At 36.4% G+C, this 18,930-nt stretch carries 19 protein-coding genes; 10 read left to right on the top strand and 9 right to left on the bottom strand.

Annotated features, from left to right (window positions below; translation table 11 throughout):
• Positions 1-44: 44 nt before the first annotated feature.
• From yknW (AC0L0O_RS23615) to AC0L0O_RS23605, 3 genes are all read left to right on the top strand, one after another.
• On the top strand, positions 45-743 hold the full coding sequence (yknW, locus tag AC0L0O_RS23615) for a YknW family membrane protein (RefSeq protein WP_131371504.1): 699 nt from the start codon (positions 45-47) through the stop codon (positions 741-743).
• A 16-nt stretch (positions 744-759) separates the two neighbouring features.
• Positions 760-1,440 (top strand): YknW family membrane protein, encoded by a 681-nt coding sequence (gene yknW, locus AC0L0O_RS23610; protein WP_000387907.1) that lies wholly within the window; start codon positions 760-762, stop codon positions 1,438-1,440.
• A 215-nt stretch (positions 1,441-1,655) separates the two neighbouring features.
• Positions 1,656-2,126 (top strand): sigma-70 family RNA polymerase sigma factor, encoded by a 471-nt coding sequence (locus tag AC0L0O_RS23605; protein ID WP_000801294.1) that lies wholly within the window; start codon positions 1,656-1,658, stop codon positions 2,124-2,126.
• A 55-nt stretch (positions 2,127-2,181) separates the two neighbouring features.
• Here the strand turns inward: AC0L0O_RS23605 and AC0L0O_RS23600 are convergent, their stop codons facing one another.
• Entirely contained in the window at positions 2,182-2,688 is a 507-nt protein-coding gene (locus tag AC0L0O_RS23600) for a competence protein ComK (RefSeq protein WP_000997438.1), read from the bottom strand.
• Between the two features lie 194 nt (positions 2,689-2,882).
• On the opposite strand from AC0L0O_RS23600, the gene AC0L0O_RS23595 reads away from it, so the two are divergent.
• Positions 2,883-3,281 carry a DUF4359 domain-containing protein gene (locus AC0L0O_RS23595; RefSeq protein ID WP_000747726.1) on the top strand — a complete coding sequence of 133 codons (399 nt, stop codon included), beginning with the start codon at positions 2,883-2,885 and terminating at the stop codon, positions 3,279-3,281.
• Positions 3,282-3,300: 19 nt separating this feature from the next.
• Here the strand turns inward: AC0L0O_RS23595 and AC0L0O_RS23590 are convergent, their stop codons facing one another.
• Complete coding sequence (locus AC0L0O_RS23590; protein ID WP_001197600.1) at positions 3,301-3,516, bottom strand: DUF2922 domain-containing protein; 216 nt, start codon at positions 3,514-3,516, stop codon at positions 3,301-3,303.
• 55 nt (positions 3,517-3,571) lie between these two features.
• Positions 3,572-3,796: a DUF1659 domain-containing protein gene (locus AC0L0O_RS23585; protein WP_000257709.1), complete on the bottom strand. Its 225-nt coding sequence runs from the start codon at positions 3,794-3,796 to the stop codon at positions 3,572-3,574.
• A 110-nt stretch (positions 3,797-3,906) separates the two neighbouring features.
• Here AC0L0O_RS23585 and AC0L0O_RS23580 point away from each other — a divergent pair, with 110 nt between their 5' ends.
• The gene (locus AC0L0O_RS23580; RefSeq protein ID WP_001080718.1) at positions 3,907-4,392 is read left to right on the top strand and encodes a VanZ family protein; all 486 of its coding nucleotides are present in this window, start codon (positions 3,907-3,909) and stop codon (positions 4,390-4,392) included.
• 177 nt (positions 4,393-4,569) lie between these two features.
• Here the strand turns inward: AC0L0O_RS23580 and AC0L0O_RS23575 are convergent, their stop codons facing one another.
• Complete coding sequence (locus AC0L0O_RS23575; protein ID WP_131371507.1) at positions 4,570-7,326, bottom strand: DEAD/DEAH box helicase; 2,757 nt, start codon at positions 7,324-7,326, stop codon at positions 4,570-4,572.
• Positions 7,310-8,929 (bottom strand): SWIM zinc finger family protein, encoded by a 1,620-nt coding sequence (locus AC0L0O_RS23570; RefSeq protein WP_131371510.1) that lies wholly within the window; start codon positions 8,927-8,929, stop codon positions 7,310-7,312. Before AC0L0O_RS23570 ends, AC0L0O_RS23575 begins: the two co-directional genes overlap by 17 nt.
• A gap of 157 nt (positions 8,930-9,086) precedes the next feature.
• Here AC0L0O_RS23570 and AC0L0O_RS23565 point away from each other — a divergent pair, with 157 nt between their 5' ends.
• Genes AC0L0O_RS23565 through AC0L0O_RS23555 form a run of 3 tightly spaced genes read left to right on the top strand, consistent with a single transcriptional unit; the run spans position 9,087 to position 12,527 of the window.
• On the top strand, positions 9,087-9,575 hold the full coding sequence (locus tag AC0L0O_RS23565) for a zinc ribbon domain-containing protein (RefSeq protein ID WP_001281745.1): 489 nt from the start codon (positions 9,087-9,089) through the stop codon (positions 9,573-9,575).
• A 5-nt stretch (positions 9,576-9,580) separates the two neighbouring features.
• Complete coding sequence (locus AC0L0O_RS23560) at positions 9,581-11,134, top strand: hypothetical protein (RefSeq protein ID WP_131371513.1); 1,554 nt, start codon at positions 9,581-9,583, stop codon at positions 11,132-11,134.
• Positions 11,135-11,147: 13 nt separating this feature from the next.
• Positions 11,148-12,527, top strand: a complete 1,380-nt coding sequence (locus AC0L0O_RS23555) for a zinc ribbon domain-containing protein (protein WP_131371516.1) — start codon at positions 11,148-11,150, stop codon at positions 12,525-12,527.
• 173 nt (positions 12,528-12,700) lie between these two features.
• On the opposite strand, the gene AC0L0O_RS23550 is transcribed toward AC0L0O_RS23555, so the two are convergent.
• Complete coding sequence (locus AC0L0O_RS23550) at positions 12,701-13,003, bottom strand: DUF3910 family protein (RefSeq protein WP_001102528.1); 303 nt, start codon at positions 13,001-13,003, stop codon at positions 12,701-12,703.
• Between the two features lie 79 nt (positions 13,004-13,082).
• Positions 13,083-13,955, bottom strand: a complete 873-nt coding sequence (locus AC0L0O_RS23545; protein ID WP_000733312.1) for a cell wall-binding protein EntA — start codon at positions 13,953-13,955, stop codon at positions 13,083-13,085.
• 665 nt (positions 13,956-14,620) lie between these two features.
• Here AC0L0O_RS23545 and opuD point away from each other — a divergent pair.
• Together opuD and AC0L0O_RS23535 are read left to right on the top strand one after the other, a co-directional pair.
• Positions 14,621-16,138 carry a glycine betaine transporter OpuD gene (opuD, locus tag AC0L0O_RS23540; protein WP_001230127.1) on the top strand — a complete coding sequence of 506 codons (1,518 nt, stop codon included), beginning with the start codon at positions 14,621-14,623 and terminating at the stop codon, positions 16,136-16,138.
• Positions 16,139-16,420: 282 nt separating this feature from the next.
• Positions 16,421-16,555 carry a hypothetical protein gene (locus tag AC0L0O_RS23535; RefSeq protein WP_000833067.1) on the top strand — a complete coding sequence of 45 codons (135 nt, stop codon included), beginning with the start codon at positions 16,421-16,423 and terminating at the stop codon, positions 16,553-16,555.
• A gap of 146 nt (positions 16,556-16,701) precedes the next feature.
• On the opposite strand, the gene AC0L0O_RS23530 is transcribed toward AC0L0O_RS23535, so the two are convergent.
• Together AC0L0O_RS23530 and AC0L0O_RS23525 are read right to left on the bottom strand one after the other, a co-directional pair.
• Positions 16,702-18,003, bottom strand: a complete 1,302-nt coding sequence (locus AC0L0O_RS23530; protein WP_000988765.1) for a glycosyltransferase family 2 protein — start codon at positions 18,001-18,003, stop codon at positions 16,702-16,704.
• Positions 18,000-18,755, bottom strand: a complete 756-nt coding sequence (locus AC0L0O_RS23525; protein WP_000654669.1) for a GGDEF domain-containing protein — start codon at positions 18,753-18,755, stop codon at positions 18,000-18,002. The genes AC0L0O_RS23530 and AC0L0O_RS23525 overlap by 4 nt, the downstream gene beginning before the upstream one ends.
• Between the last annotated feature and the right edge of the window lie 175 nt (positions 18,756-18,930).

Below are 18,930 nucleotides of genomic sequence, written 5' to 3'. Positions count from 1 at the left end.
ACCGCCCGTTAGAACGGGTTATATAAATGGAAGGAGGCGTTATAATGGAGGCAAATGTGAATACACAAAAAGCTGGCGGCGAGAAGCCATCATTGTTTGGAATGATTACTTCCCCTGGTTTACAGTTTGAGAGAATGAAGACGAGCGAGAAAGTTTGGGGTATGTTCTTCTTAATGGCGCTATTACAAGGGCTTTTAAATGCTTTTACTACGTACGTTACGAATACGTCACCTGAGATGGTGAAAATGAAAAAAGAACTAGGTGAATTTGCGGGACAGAGTTCATTGACATCCGACGTTATTTCCAGTCTTGTGTCGGGTATTATAGGTGGTATGCTGGTAACATTCATTGTTGCAGCTATTTATAAAATATTTATGATGTTCTATGGGAATGATACCTCTTATAAAAAACTAGTAACGATTATTGTATATGCGAACATTGTTGTTATTATTGGTGGATTTATTAATGGAATTATAGCTTTAATTTTAGGTGAAGCACCAAATGCATATACAAGTTTAGGACCACTATTTGAGCAAGGTTCACTAGCTTATGGAATCGGTAATACAATTGAAGTGTTCTATTTATGGAATATCGTTTTAATTTGGTTAGGACTGCAAATTACAGCAGGAGTAAGTAAAGTGAAAGCAGCAATTCCAATTATCGTTTTATTCATCATTAAAGCGTTATTCTTAGCAGCGATCGTTATGTTAATTGCGGCATTTTTACCAAATATGCCAGTATAAATAAGGAGGCGTTATAATGGAAGCAAATATTAATACGCAAGATGCAGGTGGAAAGAAGCCGTCATTGTTTGGGATGATTACTTCTCCAGGCGAACAGTTTGAGAGAATGAAGACGAAAAGTCCGGTTTGGGGAGGTTTTGTCTTATTTCTTGTAATGGGGACCATCTTTGCAACAGTAGCAGCTTACTTAGGGTTAATTAATAATCCGGAAATGGCAAAGCTACTTAAAGAAGATACGACAGGGATAATGAAAGGAACTACACTTGGTATTGGAGCTATTGGAGGTCTAGTTGGAACAGCTTTTGGTCTTTTTATAGTAGCAGGATTTTATAAAATTATTATGATGTTTATGAGCAATGATACTCCATATATGAAGATATTATCTATTTATATTTATGCTAATGTTGTTTTTTACCTTGGTAGTCTTATTAATGTAGCTTTAGGTTATATACTTGGTGGAAACGGCATTGATAAATATACAAGTTTAGGACCTTTATTTGAGCAAGGAACAATTGCATATGGCATTGGTTCTGCATTTGAAGTTTTCAACATTTGGAGCTTAATTTTAACTGGCCTAGGCTTGCATATCGTTGCGGGTTTAAGTAAAAAACAAGCAATAATTTTAATTTCTATATTCTTTATCCTTACAATTGGTTTTAGTGTGCTGGGCGGCATGTTTTCTGGTTTTGGCGCATAACATATTATTTTGAAAAGGTGGCTCTTCGGAGTCACCTTTTTTATTTTTACCCCTATTTCAAATACCACTAACAGAATTTCAAATTCTACTTCATGTAATTTCAAATTCCGTCGGTAGTATTTGAAATTACCCAAAGTGAAATCCTTTCTTTATTTTTATATTGTGAAGGTACCGCGGAATACGAGAAAGGTATACCTTTTAGAAACGGGTACTGTGTGAAGCCAGCGACTTTTACAGAGGCAGTTGTGTTGTATGAAGGATTGATTGTGAATCAAATAAAGAAGTTAGGGATTTATCAAGATTATGAAGAGTATTATCAATGTGGGTTAATCGGTCTTTGGTATGCGTATGAAAGATATGATGCGAAGAAGGGAAGTTTTCCTGCATATGCAGTTATAACTGTACGTGGTTATATATTAGAAAGATTGAAAAAAGAGTTTGCAGTGCAAGAAAAGTGTGTATGTGTAGGAGAGTATGAGGCTCACTTTCATTTTGAAGATATTGAAATGAAAGTGAAGGATTTTATGAGTGTATTAGATGAGAAGGAGAAGTATATTATTTTTGAACGTTTTTTTGTAGGAAAGACGATGGGGGAAATCGCTTTAGAGACAGAGATGACATATTATCAAGTGAGGTGGATATATCGGCAGGCGCTTGAGAAAATGCGAAATAGCTTAAGAGGATAAATAGTATCATAAGAATGGAAGGCAAGGGATATTGCTTTCCATTCTACTTATTTTGTTAAGGTAGTAAATGTAATAAGAGGTTTTTAAACTGTAGTGAATCTTGCATGTTCATACGTGATAATACATATCCGGCTTTTAATAATTGTTGTTTTAACCTATGGGGACTGATATGTATGGTTGTAGTCGTGCCATTTGAAAAATGAATAGTAGCTTTTTTACTCTGTTTGAAAAATTCTATGTCATCTATATGATTATAAAATAGCCATATACAGTTTGGAGAAGAAGGAGACTCTGTTGGGAAAGCACAAATATATTCTCTATGATTAATTGGAATCGGGACATTTTGTTTGAAATTAAAGTTTGTTTGAACTGCTTTCCGTCTGCCTTGATAAGTAGTGTGAACATTGGTTAGACAAGATTTCTTTATGAGCTGGAGAGCGGTTTGACAGGAGTAAAGATGGTTCCCACTACTGTCGATCATTTTTGTGCAATAAGAAGGATGCTTGTAAGGCTCTAACATCATTGTAGAATTAGAAATAATGATAGCATTTTCGTCATTCATAAATTTAATTCCCCCTTTATAAATGATAATAATTCTCAATATAATTATATACGAATTAAGTAAATTAATTGTTAATCTTTTATTTCATATTGTAAATTTTGGCTATTCGTTTACAATCAATAGATGTTAGTCTTTCTAATTTGCATCGCTTGTACATATATATGAAAATAGAAAAGAGTAGGCGGTGAGATAGTATGAAGAAAAGGTATATTATTATGGCTCTAGTTGTTGTTCTTTTAGTATATTTAGCAAATAGTAATCCAAGTAAAGGTGAATATACGGATTGGGCAGCGAAGCAGTTTATGAAACGTAATGATGTAAGTAAGAAGCTAGACGAAGTGCAAAAGGAAAATGAAGAGGGTCTCCTTGGTGATTTAGCATCGGCTGGTAAGAAGTTGGCGAAAAAATATGTTGAGCCGCAAGTTGGATTATTAATCGACCATTATACGAAGCGAGATGATTATATATTCTTCTCAACATATAAGACGGAATTTGATATCGGCGGAGAACATTATAAATATGTATGCGTCGGTTTTTCAAAAATCTTTATTCCAATTGAAATGCCGAAGAAAAAAGACGAATCTGCAAAATGATGCAGATTCGTCTTCTTGTTTATAAAGTAATGGGAACTTCAGATACATTTCTTTCTACGAGACGAGCTCCCTTTTTTCGGGTATTTTCATTAATTGATGAAAATACAGATGAGGCAAGGATCGTATCCATTACTTGATTTACGACTTGTGCATCGACGGGTGTGATTGGTTTCTCGATAGAAAAAACAACCGTTTTCCCGTCTTCTTTCGCGAAAATCAATTCTAGTACTTGCATATGTTATTTCCTCCTTTTTATTGATCGAGCTGTGAGTGTTGATTAAAGTCTCATCTTATAGGCTAGAAAGATCTGATGTGCTAACAAGTTGTACAGCGTGAAGTGGTGATGCTTGTAAAGAAGCTAGAGCACGAGCTACGGTTTGTACTTGCTCTAAGTTTGCGTTTGTTTTTACGCGCTTAAATTGTTTGTTCTTAAAAACTGTTTTTCCGTTCTTATCTAATCCATTGTTTAAGACAAGACGTAAAGTTAAATCCATTACGATTGTTTCGACTGCCATGTTTATCACCCCCTTTCACTATATAAATAGGGCGTGAATGTCATGTTTTGGCGTGAAATTTATTCTTTTTTTTGGTACTCTTAAAAGAATAAGAGAGGGGTTTCGGAAGAATGAATCGTAAATGGTTATTTTGGATTCCTGTTTTACTATGGATGGGGCTGATTTTTTATTCTTCGGCACAACCATATAAAAAGCAGGATATGCGTTCGGATATTGAACAATATGTAAATGTTGAGTTTGTGAAAGAGCATTTTTCATGGGTATCTATCGATTACGGTGGTGGTACACCTGTTAGCATTGCAAATAAAGGTGTAGGCGGATTTATTGAGTTTTTCCTTCGTAAAGGTGCTCATTTTATGGTGTTCTTTATGCTCGGTTCATTGACGTATTATGCTTTTCATCGATCGGGTTATTCGAGAAAAAGGTGTTTCCTATACGCTCTCCTTTTCGTTGCCGGTTATGCTACATTTGATGAAATTCATCAATGGACTACGGGGGATCGTACACCGATGTGGCAAGATTCATTACTGGATACGTGCGGCGGATTAACAGGGATTATAATAAGTAATTGGTTTTGGAATAGAAAAAGGAGCTAATCTTGTGAGATTAGCTCCTTTTGTTTATCCCGCTTTAATGGGCAGTAAGACCCCCACCTCAAAATTCAGCGAGAGCAAAGAAGTTAGGTGGGGGATCAACTGCCCATAAAAGTCCGATTGGTTAGGGCTGATAATCAGTGTGGGATGAAGAAAACCCCCACTGATTAAAGTTTCACTTTATACACCGAGCAATTCTTTTAGTTCATCTGTAGATAGTTCTGTCATCCAACTATCGCTTGTAATGACGGCGTTGTTTAATGATTGTTTTCTTTCTAACATTTCATCGATTTTTTCTTCAAGTGTCCCGGTTGTAATCAGTTTATGAACGTGAACGAAACGCTTTTGACCAATGCGATATGCACGATCTGTTGCTTGGTTTTCTACAGCTGGATTCCACCAACGGTCGTAGTGAATGACATGGTTGGCAGCTGTTAAGTTTAAGCCAGTTCCACCTGCTTTTAACGATAAGATAAAAATGTCATACGTTCCGTTTTGGAACTGCTCGATCATTTTGTCACGTTCTTTCTTCGGTACACTACCGTTTAAGAAGAGGACGCGCTGACCGAAATGTTCTTCTAACACATTTTTTAGCATGTTCCCCATACCAATGTATTGCGTGAAGATTAAACAACTTTCATTTTGATCTTTTATATTTTCAATGAGTTCCATTAGCGTGCTCGTTTTCATGGAACGCTCGATGATGTCTTTCGGCTCTGTTTCTTTTAAATAAAGAGCAGGGTGATTACAAATTTGTTTAAGTTTGTTCAGCATGAGTAATATAAATCCGCGTCTTTCAATTCCGCTTAATCCTTCTACATTTTGCAATGTATCTTGAACAAGTTGTTCATATAAGGAAGCTTGTTCCCCGGTAAGTGGACAATAAGCTTTCTGTTCTTGTTTATCTGGTAAGTTTAATGCGACTGTTTGATCTTTCTTCGTACGGCGCAGTAAAAACGGCGAGATAAACCGTTGAACTTGTTGGATTTTTCCTTCGTCACGGTCTTTTTCAATTGGTGAGACGAAGCGGCGCTGGAATTGTCCTAAGCTACCTAGATATCCATGATTAATGAAGTCGAAAATAGACCAAAGCTCGGCAAGGCGGTTTTCCATCGGTGTCCCAGTTAATGCGATTTTGTGATTTGCTTGCAAGTTTCGCACTGCTTTGGACTGTTTCGTATGTGGGTTTTTAATATTTTGTGCTTCATCCAAAATAACAGCATCCCAGCATAACGTACTAAGTTCTTCCTCATCAAGCTGAGCTAATGCATAAGACGTTAATACAACATCTGCTGATTGAAGGAAGTCTTTAAATGATTCACCTTTCGCCCTATTACTTCCATAATGTAACTGAACACGTAAATTCGGTGCGAACCGCTCAAATTCTTTTTGCCAATTTCCAAGAACAGATGTCGGTGCCACGATTAAGGCAGGACCTGTTTGGAGATTATTCTCTATTATATATAGTAAGTAAGTAATCGTTTGAATACTCTTTCCAAGTCCCATGTCGTCAGCTAAAAGTGCGCCGAATCCAAGTTTTCTTAAATATAATAACCACTCAATGCCATGTTGTTGATACGGGCGGAGTGTAGCATGTAGTGAAGAAGGGACATCTACTTTAGGAATATCTCCAATGTGCAATAGCTTTTGGAATAGATCTTCATAATATCCATCTAGTTCAATTTCAATATCGGTAAACGGACTATCCTCTTCTACAATTTCTGTTTCAGCGGTGTTTGATAAATGTTGCTGAAGGACATCTTTCATCTCAAGTCCATATTTATCCGCACGGTTCATGAGCTTTCGTACTTCTTCAATAAAGGCTGGGTCCAGTCTCATCCATTGACCATTTATATTGAATAACCGTTTGTTTTGTTCAACGAGTTCAAAAAATTCGCTTTCAGATAAATCAATACCGTTCGTTGAAATGCGCCAGTCAAAATTAACGAGTGTATTCATGCCGAAGAAAGATTGCGTTTGCGTAGCATTTTGCTTCAACTGCACACGTAATTTTGGTTTTGTCGCTTTTAAATTTTGCCACCACGATGGTAATAAGATTGTAATACCTGCGGCGAGTAGTTCGTTACTTGCTTCTGTTAAGAAGTTCCAAGCTTCTGTTTCAAAGAGTTCACTTCGGAATGTATCCCCGTCTTTTAACCACGGTACGAGCTTACTGAAGCCTTCTTGTGTTTCAAGAATACGTTCTTCATAATCGTGCCATCGTTTTGGTAAAGAATCGATACTCTCATATACATATATGCGATGTGCCCCGCGCTTTGGTGTAATAATTGTTTCAAGCTTCCACATTTCAAATTCTTCTTGCGGCTCTTGTAGTCGTAGTCCGATTGTAAAGGGAAGGTCATCTTCAATGTAACCAATTTTTCGAAGCCAATCTTCTTCATGTAGTGCTGCGTCCAATTGTCTTTTCGTAAAGTCGTAATGTTCATAAAGTCTCTTTGCATCTTCCCATCCGTCGTTTGAACGGTTATCTTGTAATATGCTTTCATTTACAGCCGCTGAGAAAAGAGAGGCTAATGTGTCATCTTCAATCGGTGTATGTTGTACTTTCCAAGATGGTTGTTTGGGCCAACGCTCCATATCAGGTACGAAGCTACCGCTTGTGAAGGCATCCCACAATTCGTTCGCATCTTTCGTAAGTGCTGTAATAGGGCCGTTCATTTGAATACGGGCAAAGGAGTTCATCGGTTGATTCGCGATGTATTCAAATGCTTGTGCGTTTGTTAGCATAACACCTTGTTTTCCTTCAAAGGTTGCTTCTTTTAGAAACGTGCCGTAGAAGGAAGTGGAGTGCCATGTAAATGCATTTCGTTTCCAACTTGTTACGGATAATGGAGTACCGCTATCATCTTCTCCCCAAAGGAACCAACCGTGACTAACGTGCTGGAGCCTAATTGTTACTTCAGTTTGATTGATCATCGATTAATTTTCCTTTCCGTAATTCCTCTTGTAGTGCACGCAGACGTGAATGTAAGTTTGCGATGTGAATAATGAAAGCATCCCATTCATCGGTACGCTTTAATCGTTTATATAATGTACGTAATTTCTTTAAGTAACGAACTGCACGTCTATATGCTTTACGATTTCGCTCTTCAATGGCTTCGGTAGCAGCCAGGTGATAAAGAGGAAGTGCTGCTTCTGGTGCTTCCTTTTCAATATCTTTCAGCGGCTCTTTCAAAAGTTCAATCGCTTCAAAACCGTGTAAGAGCTGAAGTTCCGTCCATGTGCGATACTGCTTTTTCGCGAGCACGTATTGTTCATAGTTTGCGAAACTATATGGTAATAGCTCCTGCAAAATCATTTCGAGTCCTGCTTGTTCATTTGTATGGGTTGCATACGTTTCATACATGATAACAAATAAGCGAACGATATCTTTTATGAAAATCGTATTTTCTTGCTCCTGTATCGTTGTTTTTACTTGTTTATACGTAAAGGAAAGCCAGATTTTCGCGCGATCCCACTTCATTGCATTTAATAGCTCTTCTAACCAGTAAAAGTACAGACTTACAACAGAAGCAGGATGTTTTTTTAATAAGTCCATCGCTAATAGATCTTCGTCATTTAAAAAGAGTAGATGAGAAGATGCTAACGCTTTGGAAAGTGGATTCATTTTTGTATCGATTCGTTTTTCTTCTTCACGAATTTGCTCTTTATTGTGTAGAAGTTCACTCCATATGTGACGATAAATAAAAAATCTCTCTTGCGTATAGGCGTCGGTCGAGAAGAATACTTCATGAACGAGACGAGCTGTTTCTTGCAAAATTGCTTCAGACTCTGAAGAAGTCGCTTCTGATTGTAAGTCCCGAACGATGGATTCCACTTTATCTACAAAGAGACGAACGACGTTAACAGGCTGGTGATAAGAATACGTTTTATTTGTTTCAAATTCCTGAATTTCTTCTAATAATTTTTGAAAGCAATAAAGTGCTGCATGTAGCCTGAACAACTCATGTATCACAACGATACGTGGAGCTTTCCGCTCGAGTTTTGTATAGAAGTCCGTAAAAATACTCATAAGAAAATACATTTGTTTATAAGTAAGCCGAGCTTGTTCTTTTTTAAATGATTCATATTCGTTATCAAAATACGATTGCCAACTTTTATAATCCGTTTCTTCAAAAGCTGATGATTGCAATACTTGTCTTGCAGTTCGAATAGGAGGAAGGGAAGGTTTCGTATTATTTTTAAATAAAGTTAATACATCTCCTACTTGCCCGAAACTAGATGCTGCCGATAGTAACACAGCGAGCATATGCTCACATTGCGTTGGTGCGAAGCAATCGCAATAGCTTTCAGCGACGTTGCGAATCGGGATATGGACGCTATATACGCTGCCTTCAGCATCTACAGTTCCTGATAGCGTATAGCCATCAAAGTCAACGTTGTAGACAACACCACTACGATATAGGTGCCGAGCTGCAGCGACATGTTCCTGATCAGCTGTTTGCTGTGGATCTAGTCCTTGAACGAACTCATTCGCAATCATCATAATTTCATCTTTCGTAATTGAGTGTTGCAGCATAATATTCCTCCGTACACATATTTCTTTCCTTTACCATTATAAACAAAAAATGCTCAAAACAGAAAAAATGAAATTTAGATTACATTACTTGAAAATCATGGTAATATATAAAATGTTAATTTTATATATTACTATATATTTATGGAGGGATTAAGTTTTGTCAGATTTACAATCGAAGTTTGGTAGCGGTATGAACAAATTGCAAGAGGGAATAGAGCAAGGAAAGATGAAATTACAAGTAGCTCAAGAGGTTGCGCAATTAAAGAAAATTACGCAAGAGAAACTACAGGCGAAAACGGAAATTTTGCTGGAACTTGGTCAAACGACATATATGCAACTCCGCAATGATGAAGTTCGAGTAGATGTGTTAAAAAATATTATAGAACCAGTACAAGAGCTGGATGTAGCTATTTATAATACGCGTAAGCAAATAGCTAATTTACAGAATCAAGGACAGAAAGGGCAATGTAGCTGTGGCGGCCCATTATCAGTAAATGATAAGTTTTGTGGACAGTGTGGGAAAGAAAATGAGTTACTCCTTCAATCAAAAAATGATGAAAATGAATCATGTACTTCATGTGGTGAACAAATTGCAACAGAGGCTACATTCTGTCCAGTTTGTGGTATGAAGCAAAGTAAGGAGTGAGGAACATGTATTGTAAAACTTGTGGTTTAGAACAATTGGATGTAGCGAATTATTGTACACATGATGGATCAAGTACAGGTAGTGTAGAAGGTGAAGTTACGTTAGCACCGAAAGACTCAAAGTATTGCCGAACGTGCGGGATAGAAAGTAAAGGGACTGCTACGTATTGTGAGAAATGCGGGGATTCCTTATTAGGTATTATGAAAAAAGAAATGAAAACGAGATTACCAGACGAAAGTTTACAATTACATGTAAGTCCATCTGGAAGCACTTTGAAAAAAGGTTTACTTGGTGGTGGGCTTGCAATTGCATGTATGTTTATAGCGGGTTGGATTGGTAGCCTAATTGTCGATGCGGCGATTAACGACCTAGTGAGAACGATGCTTACAAAGATGAATGGTATGCTAAATATGGATACTGTTAATCAATCTTTCGTTGGCATAGCACCATTAATTTTAATGTATCATTTAATAGGTCTTGAAGTTAGTGGGAGCGGGGAATATGCGATGTCATTTATCCTTCATTTCCCATTGTTCATCTTGTTAGTAATTCCAGCACTTATATTAGGTGGAATTGGATTCTTTGTAGAGAGAAGCAACCCTTCTGTTATTTGGCGTGAGAAGTTACTAACATCAAGTGTTATTGGCATTGTATATGGGGTTTTCTTGTGTATTGTCAGCTTTATCGCAAGTTCTTCTACGACAATTTCTCAATTCTATAAAACGATGACAATCAGTATTGGTTATTCACATGTTAGTAGTTTATTGTATGGCATTATATTTGGTTTATTATTTACCTTTATTGGTATGTGTATTCAGGCAGGGCCACACTATCTATTATCTTCTATGAGTCGAAGTATTCCATATGCAACATCTATTTATTATAGTGTGGTAACTGTATTAAAAGGATTGCTTATTACATTTGGTATTATACTTATTACAATTTTATTTAGCAGTTCAAAGTCAGTCGGACCAATTGATTTTCCAGAGAAAACATATAAAACATTCATTTCATTAGAAGCAACACCATACATGTGGAATATGGCTCACTTTGCTCCAACAGCAATTGAATGGGGAGATATGGATAGAGAAATGAGAAGATACTCAATGGAAAAAGGTCCATTGCATCTATCTTATACGTCAGGAATATCAATAAATGGTACGTCATTAAAAGATCTGGAAATCGCTAATGGAGCGAATCTTAAACGAGTAAAAGAAATTGATGATTTCAATTCCTACATGCACTGGTGGGGGTTATTAATTGTACTACCATGCATTTTACTATTTAGAGCGGGGATGAAACTGGCTCAATATCCAATGAAAAATATGTACGTAACTATTGCTGTGTTTAGTGCGGTGTATACTGTGATGATGCTTTGTGTAAATGGGTTGGCCAAAATTCGTATTGAGGCCTCAGGGAGTAAAGAAGTTATGAAAGAATTTGCTGGGATTTCTGGACCATTGTTCTCTATTCAAAGTAGCACGCTGTATTTAATGGTAGGGAGTTTTCTTCTTTCGTACGCATTAACATTCGCAGGTATGAAGTTAGGGAAAAAATAAGGGGGAGAGCCATTTGAAGTTTTGTGGGAAATGTAATAAACAAGTTGCGGATCATTTGAACTTTTGTTCCGAGTGTGGAAGTAAGGTAGATGTAATTGCTGATCAGGCAGCTTCTTCTCGTTTAGAAGTACAACGAGAAATAAAGCCAGTGAAAAGTAAGAAAAATATAATGTTACTTATAGGCTTTGTTGTTATCTTTGCTATATTGTTTGGTGCGTATAAATTTGGGGCAAGTAAGTTTTCAAAAGAAAAGCAGGTCAATGCTATGATTGAAGCATTCCAAAAGAAAGATGCGAATGCAATTGATGAGTTTGTAAAAGTAGATGATCCGGGTTTGAAAATGAAAGCTGACGATATTAAGGGATATATTCGTTATTTAAAAGAAAATCCTTCTTATAATAAAGAACTGCTATCTTATTTACAAAGAGAGACAGTAGATCAAAAGCTAGCAAGTGATAAAGCATCATTTAAAGATGGTCAAATTATAGAAGACGGAAAAGAATGGTTCTTATATCCAAAGTATAAATTTAACATGAAATCTTATTATATGAATGTAAGCACAACTGCGAAAAGTGCTGAAATACATGTAAATGACAAAAAAGAAACCGAACTTTCTAGTGATAAAACTTCGAAAGAATTAGGACCATACTTCCCAGGTACGTATGTTGTAAAGGCGACTGCGAAGACTGAACTGACTGAATTGGAAACAGAAGAAGAAGTAGATTTAGCAGATGAACAGAGTGGGAAAGTAGAAGTCAATTTATCACTTGAAGGAAAGTATGTAACAATTTCTTCTGATGAACATGATGCAACTGTGTTTGTGAACGGTAAAAAACGTGGGAAATTAAATTACGGAAGTTATAATCTTGGTCCTGTATCGACAGACGAAACAGTGGAAGTACACTTAGAGAAAACTACTGATTTCGGTGTGATGAAATCTGAAAGTATTAAAATTGGAGATCAAAGTACATATTACTTAAAATTCCCGAAAGAAACATCAAGTTCGGCTGTCGGTGACTTTGTACGAAATCATCTTTATGATAATGTGCGTGCGATTTCATTAAATGATTTTAGCCTAATTGAAAATAATTATGATAAGAGCGGGAAATCGTACAAGGAAGACCGTGATTATATACAATATTTACACAAAAAAGGAATTACTGAAGATTTATTAACAATGGAAATTCGTAATGTAGAGCGTCAAAGTGCTACGAAATATAAAGTAACAACATATGAAGAATATCATATTCGTTACGGTGATGGATCTGTGAAGTTCAAAAGCTTTAATAATGACCATATCGTTACTGTGAATGGAAATGGAAAGATATTGTACCATTCTCTTGGAGCGAATAATACGCTTAAGTCAGAGGAAGTATCTGGTCCAACTCGTTAATATGAGAGAGGCTGTTCAATATTTGAACAGCCTCTTTATTTTGTAGCTACTCAATATTTCGTGTCAAATCGTTGATATATTGTAAGTTATGATAGATATAATTGAAAAATCGTTGATATATTGCGATTTATGATAGATATATTCGGAAAATCGTTGATATATTTTTTTTACAATTATGAGCGCGTCTCTTTTAATATCGCTTCTACATATGGATCATGTAATATTTGCTCTATAATTGGTACCATATTTTGTTCAAATGGAATGTCGATAGGGAATGGCTTTTGTGAGCCGGGTTTGACTCCATATTGGACAAATTTGTAATGTGTATTTTCTTCAAAGCTGAGCACAATTAATTTATAGCGGTTGTCATCACCGGCGAGTGAAAAGTCAATGGAAGTAGCGTCATATGTTACTTCATCTTTATATATATAAGGTTTTGGTGTACCGATCCAGTCTACTTTTGCTTGTACATTCATGAGTATAGCCTCCTTATAACTATTATAAAAAAATAAAAGCCAGCTCTCAACAAAGAGAACCGGCTTTAGCAGTCATTGGTTATTTTAAAATTTTCACTTTAACAGTTTTGCGTCCCCATTTTTTAGCGGCGCTATCTGAGCCAAGTAGGATGTCGATACGATTACCTTTAATTGCACCGCCAGTATCTCCAGCGATAGCTTCTCCGTAACCTTCTACCCATACTTTAGAACCTAATGGGATTACTTTCGGGTCAACAGCGATCATTTTCATGTTTGGGTTCGCTGTTAAGTCATGACCCATTGCAGTTAATACACGGCCGCCGTATGTGCCACCGTTTTCGCTCGGATGAGCTGTATATGCTGTAGCTACAACTGTTAACTCACGACCACCAGCAGGTGCGCTAGTGTTAGCAGCTTTTACAGCAGGCTTAGCAGCTTGTTTTGCTTGTGCTGCAGGTGCTTTAGCTGGCGCTACAGCTTTAGCAGGAGCAGGTTGTTCTTGTTTCTCAATAACAGGTGCTGTACCTGTTAAGAAAGGAACGTGAACGTAAGCTGTTTTCCCGTTATATTCAAATTGTAACCATTCATTTTGTACTTGGTTCGTTGTTTCGATCATATCATCTTTCTTCAACGTTCCAAGGATTTCTGAGTCTGTGTTCGCTTCAGCACGTACGTTTAATACGTTAGCTGTTACGTAGTAGATGCTTTTTGTGAACTCTGCACTTACGAATGCGTCTTTACCATCTAAAGTGATTTTTGACCATCCGTTCTCTGTATTTTGAACATCTATTTTATTACCGTTTAGTAATTTACCGACAACTTTTGATTCAGTAGTAGGGTTTTCGCGTACATTTAGTACGTCTGTTGTTACAACAGTTTCTGCATTAGCAGATGATGTGAAAATCCCAAGACCAAAAACTGCTGCTGTTGCTATTCCAATTAATTTTTTCATGATAGCCTCCATTGCGTTTGTTTTCGTGTCCTCATTATAGCAACAGATTTTTTCGGATTTCGGGAAAACACACAATTACAAACCATTCGTAATAAGTCGTTAACATGCTGTAATATAACAAAAAATATAGGAAAGCGTTTTTCACTCTATACGATTAGTAGGTTTCTACTTATATTCAAAATATTTAATACAACATATTGTTTTCGAGGTAAATAAAAATATTACAGGAGTGTTACATGATGTTTACTAAACGATTACATTCCTTGAGTATTTTACCGTTTTATGGGTAATATAGTTATATAAACATAAACATTTCATTTGTGAAACTATAAACACGTGCTATATACTAGCAAAAAAACCGCATAATTGTTACAAAAAGAAAGGGTTGCAAGGAAGAAAAATGCCCTTTTTTACATCTGTAACACACCTTTTTTTGGGGAAATACATTCCCATCCGCATTTTTCTCGCACAATTTGACAGCAGTATTTCGATCTTATAGCTCTTGCAGAGTGAAAAGGTTATACGGAAGGTAAGGCTGTCCATAAGAATTCGAATTGGTGAAGGTGAAAGTAAGAAAATCACCACAAAAATCATAGTTTTCTATCCGATTTTACATATCGGAATTTATGTTATTTACAAAAGTGAAACCTACGAAGGGGGATTTGATGAGGAAACTGACAAAAACATTCATCGTTTCATTAACATTATGTATTGCATTTACACTTTGGGGGATTATTCCCGAATCTATTATTGGAAAAGGTAGCCTAGGAAATGTAACAACCGCAATTCAAACTGCATTAGTTAGTAAGTTTGGATGGTTCTATATTATTTCTGTTTCTATTATTTTAGGTGTGTCTATCTTTTTAATTGTTTCGAAATACGGTTCTATTCGTTTAGGTAAAGATGATGACGAGCCTGATTATAGTTATATGACATGGTTTGCTATGTTATTTAGTGCTGGTATGGGTATCGGCTTAGTTTTCTGGGGCGTTGCGGAACCATTAAACCATTTGTATGCACCTCCGTTTGGAGAGAGTGCAACTGAGGAAAGTGCACGTCTTGCACTGCGTTTTTCATTTTTCCATTGGGGATTACATCCTTGGGGACTATATGCATTTGTAGCGCTTTGTATTGCTTACTTTACTTTTAGAAAAGGAAAAGCAAGTACAATTAGTGCGACAGTAGGACCGTTATTTAAAGGCGGGGACCATGGACGTATTGCTCATTTATTTGATGTGTTAGCTGTTTTCGCGACTGTGTTTGGTGTGGCAACATCATTAGGTCTTGGTGCAAAACAAATTGCCGGTGGTGTTAGTTATTTAACATCCATCCCGAATTCATTAACGACTCAGTTAGTTATTATTGCAATCGTAACAGTGTTATTTATGTTATCTGCGCAAACAGGTCTTGATAAAGGAATTAAATATTTAAGTAATACGAATATTATTTTGGCATTTGCACTTATGATTATTGTATTATTTGCGGGTCCAACAAACTTTATCATGAATTACTTCACCTCAACGATTGGTGCTTACATTCAGGAATTGCCAAGCATGAGTTTCCGATTAAGTCCATTAGATGAAGGTGGAAACCAATGGATTCAATCGTGGACAATTTTCTATTGGGCATGGTGGATTGCATGGTCACCATTCGTAGGTACATTTATTGCTCGTGTTTCACGAGGACGTACCATTCGTGAGTTTGTTATCGGTGTGTTACTCGTACCGACCGTAATTGGTGCCCTTTGGTTCTCTGTTTTCGGCGGAACTGGTATTCATATGGAGCTGTTCGGTGATGCACATATTTTTGAAAAAGTGAAAGAGATGGGAACAGAAGTAGGGTTATTCGCTATGTTTGACCAGATGGGAAGCTTTGGATCGGCTTTATCTGTTCTAGCTATTCTTCTTATTTCTACATTCTTTATTACATCTGCAGATTCAGCGACATTCGTTTTAGGAATGTTAACGACACATGGTAGTTTAAATCCGCCAAACCGCATTAAAATGATCTGGGGTATCGTTTTAGCAGCCTTAGCTTCTATCTTATTATATGTAGGTGGCTTAGAGGCCTTACAAACGGCAGCTATCATTGCAGCATTCCCATTCGTCTTCGTTATTTTCTTTATGATGGCAGCCTTATTTAAAGAGTTACAAAAAGAAGGACGTATGAAGCGTCATAAATAATAGAAGGAAAAAGAGCTGATTATGTATCAGCTCTTTTTTATATAGAAGGAACTTGAACTGCAAGTAAGGGAAATAAAATACTTTACTATATTAGTAGTATGCCTTTTATACGAATGAAAATCGATATATTTCGACAATGTTCGATATCTTGCGAATTCTATTCGTATTTTTGACAAAAAATTGTCGGAAATGTGTTGTCACGTTTATATATATGTGCTATATTATTTCCTGTAAGCGATTTCAAATAGTTTTAAAGCGTATTCAAGGGGGACATCTAGAATAATGAAACGTTACGAAAGAAAGTGGAAGCATATTTGTTTGAAACGTGTGGCACATCGTAGTGTCCAAGAAAGCACGGAACCTAAGACTGAAACGCGTAAAGAGCAACAAGAGAAGCAATTGGTTCTACAAAAATAGCAATCACTTTTTCGTATATAAATGAAGGTCGATCGTTCGTTGGGGGATGGACGTGAAATTACTTTCAGCTAAGGGGTATTGTCTGATATATATTTTATACGGCAATAAATAAGCACAGAGCATACGGCGCTCTGTGCTTATTTTTATTATTTATCTTTTTTGAATCGAACAGTTTTGTCCCAGCCAATGACTTGTTTCTTGCTCTTTGCACGTAAGTATAAGATTAAGCTACGAATGAATAAGTACGTAAAGAGCTGTGCGTACGTAAAGTACATGATAACACTAATAAAAATATTAGTTGGTGTAAAGGTTCGTTCCACACTCTGGGCACTAAATAATTGAGAAACATATGTAATATATGCGACATACCACATGAATAGTAGCGGAATGCTATATTGAATTTGGAATATCCCGAGTAACCCAATTACAAACCAAACGTTCGAAATGATTAAGAATAACCAAAAGACAACATACACTAAAACTTGTTGTAAAGAATGGACGAGAAGTTTTCCTTTAAAGAAACTTAATGAAGAGAACATTTTTTCTAAAATGTACAAGTTCCCTTGGAGCCAACGTGTACGCTGCTTAATAAGGATTTTTAAATGTTCAGGTTCTTGTTCCCATGTAACCGATTCTGGAACGATTGGTAAAAGATAGCCTTTTTGTGTAATTCGTAATGTTAATTCAGCGTCCTCTGCAATTGCATAAGGATCATAGCCGCCAAGTTCCTCTAATGCAGCGCGGCGAAGAAGCATGTTTGTTCCTGTTAATGAACCTGTTTGGAATAGTAACCAGCGTCCGGATTGCATAAGGAGCTGGAAGATTTGAAATTCTAACGAAATCATTCGTGTTAGCCAGTTTCTTTTTTCATTTACAGTACGAACATGTCCAACAGCTCCAACAGCATCCTCGGTTGTTTCAGCGTGTTCTACGAGCATTCGTAGTGCATGTGGTTCAGGTTGGTTATCTGCATCATAAACACAGAAGTATTCACCATCTGAAATACTAAGGCCATAGTTTAATACGCGTGATTTTCCTTTTGGTTCACCAGGTGGAACGCGAATGTGACGAATATGAGCATAAGCTTTATCAAAATCATCGCCAATTTCAGGTGTCTCATCTTGCGAGTTATCGTTCAATAAATAAACAGTTAGTTTGCCTGGATATTCAATCTTCGCCATCGCCTCTAAAGTATCTTTAATAACGACCCCTTCATTGTGAGCTGGTATTAAAATGTCGACGCTTGGGTAATGTTCTAGCGTACGATCTTTTCGTTTACTATTTCGGTGAACTAGGCCTGCGAGTGTTAAGAAAGAATAGTAAACAAGTAAGCCAGAGAATAGAAAGGCTGTAAAAATAAGTACATACTTAATCGAAAATGTGATGCTAATCCAAAAAACAAGTACGCAAAACAAGAGGAATAAAAGAAGTATAACGAGTGTCATCATAATAAAGTCTGTCCTTTGTTTCCAATTTGCTCGCGTGAAATTTTTATATCTTGGATTGCTTCAGCAGCAAGCCATTGCTCCATTTTTGGCTTTAGGCGGTTCATTACAATGTCAGCACCGGCTTCATTTGTATTTTGTAATAAAATAACGAGCGTATTATTATCATATTTAGCAGCAAGGTCAAAGTCAGCTCTTATCGTTCCAACTAATAATGAAGCTACGCGATCCATAACACTTTCCTTCGTATATTTACTAAAGGAAGTGAAGTCAAAATAAATCATAACGCCTGTTTCATTACGACGATTCATTGCATTGATTAATAATGCTTGTCGTCTTTCGAATTCTTGTCTTGTTAATAATTTCGATTCTCCAATGTATTGTTCTAACGTTCTCACACGTTCGGTTAATTCTTTATTTTCATGAATAACCTTCTTTAATAGGTGAGTGGATATATATACGATGAAGAAGTTTGCTGCCATTAGGAAGTGAGTAATAATGTATTGCCATTGTTCTGATGTACTCCACAAGTAAAGCCATGCTTGGTAGAACAGGTAGAATACCGAAATAATGGTTCCTAATATGAAGAGAACAAATGCAGTTTTATCAGGCAAAAATAGAAATAGTACATTAACAATTACATATATAATTGTAAAAATGAGAGCATGCTCATATTGTGTTACATGTACAGTTGTAAAATAAAATAAAATTTGTAAAATCCACATAGAGAGGACTTTATAGTAGTTATCTTTCACAAAACTTTCCTCCTTAAAGGTAATTCATGCAAGGATACTTGTAGTATGCGCAATTATTAAGAAATAGACCGGATGACTAGGTTATTTTGTAGAGCAACAACAAGTAGTATTTCTCTTTTGTAAGAAAAAATAAACAGACTTACTAATTATTGTATCATAATGTCTTTATATTTCG

This window comes from Bacillus sp. GS3m_15504 (assembly GCF_055825275.1).
The sequence above is the reverse complement of the archived record's forward strand: the minus strand, read 5'-3'. Positions and strand labels throughout refer to the sequence as shown.

What these genes read in the sequence shown, in the direction of transcription:
- AC0L0O_RS23590 (WP_001197600.1), bottom strand. Translation starts at nt 3,516, where the DNA reads ATGCAAGTACTAGAATTGATTTTCGCGAAAGAAGACGGGAAAACGGTT.
- AC0L0O_RS23535 (WP_000833067.1), top strand. Translation starts at nt 16,421, where the DNA reads ATGAAACGTTACGAAAGAAAGTGGAAGCATATTTGTTTGAAACGTGTG.
- AC0L0O_RS23575 (WP_131371507.1), bottom strand. Translation starts at nt 7,326, where the DNA reads ATGATCAATCAAACTGAAGTAACAATTAGGCTCCAGCACGTTAGTCAC.
- AC0L0O_RS23530 (WP_000988765.1), bottom strand. Translation starts at nt 18,003, where the DNA reads ATGATGACACTCGTTATACTTCTTTTATTCCTCTTGTTTTGCGTACTT.
- AC0L0O_RS23580 (WP_001080718.1), top strand. Translation starts at nt 3,907, where the DNA reads ATGAATCGTAAATGGTTATTTTGGATTCCTGTTTTACTATGGATGGGG.
- yknW (WP_131371504.1), top strand. Translation starts at nt 45, where the DNA reads ATGGAGGCAAATGTGAATACACAAAAAGCTGGCGGCGAGAAGCCATCA.
- AC0L0O_RS23570 (WP_131371510.1), bottom strand. Translation starts at nt 8,929, where the DNA reads ATGCTGCAACACTCAATTACGAAAGATGAAATTATGATGATTGCGAAT.
- AC0L0O_RS23550 (WP_001102528.1), bottom strand. Translation starts at nt 13,003, where the DNA reads ATGAATGTACAAGCAAAAGTAGACTGGATCGGTACACCAAAACCTTAT.
- yknW (WP_000387907.1), top strand. Translation starts at nt 760, where the DNA reads ATGGAAGCAAATATTAATACGCAAGATGCAGGTGGAAAGAAGCCGTCA.
- AC0L0O_RS23585 (WP_000257709.1), bottom strand. Translation starts at nt 3,796, where the DNA reads ATGGCAGTCGAAACAATCGTAATGGATTTAACTTTACGTCTTGTCTTA.
- AC0L0O_RS23545 (WP_000733312.1), bottom strand. Translation starts at nt 13,955, where the DNA reads ATGAAAAAATTAATTGGAATAGCAACAGCAGCAGTTTTTGGTCTTGGG.
- AC0L0O_RS23595 (WP_000747726.1), top strand. Translation starts at nt 2,883, where the DNA reads ATGAAGAAAAGGTATATTATTATGGCTCTAGTTGTTGTTCTTTTAGTA.
- opuD (WP_001230127.1), top strand. Translation starts at nt 14,621, where the DNA reads ATGAGGAAACTGACAAAAACATTCATCGTTTCATTAACATTATGTATT.
- AC0L0O_RS23560 (WP_131371513.1), top strand. Translation starts at nt 9,581, where the DNA reads ATGTATTGTAAAACTTGTGGTTTAGAACAATTGGATGTAGCGAATTAT.
- AC0L0O_RS23600 (WP_000997438.1), bottom strand. Translation starts at nt 2,688, where the DNA reads ATGAATGACGAAAATGCTATCATTATTTCTAATTCTACAATGATGTTA.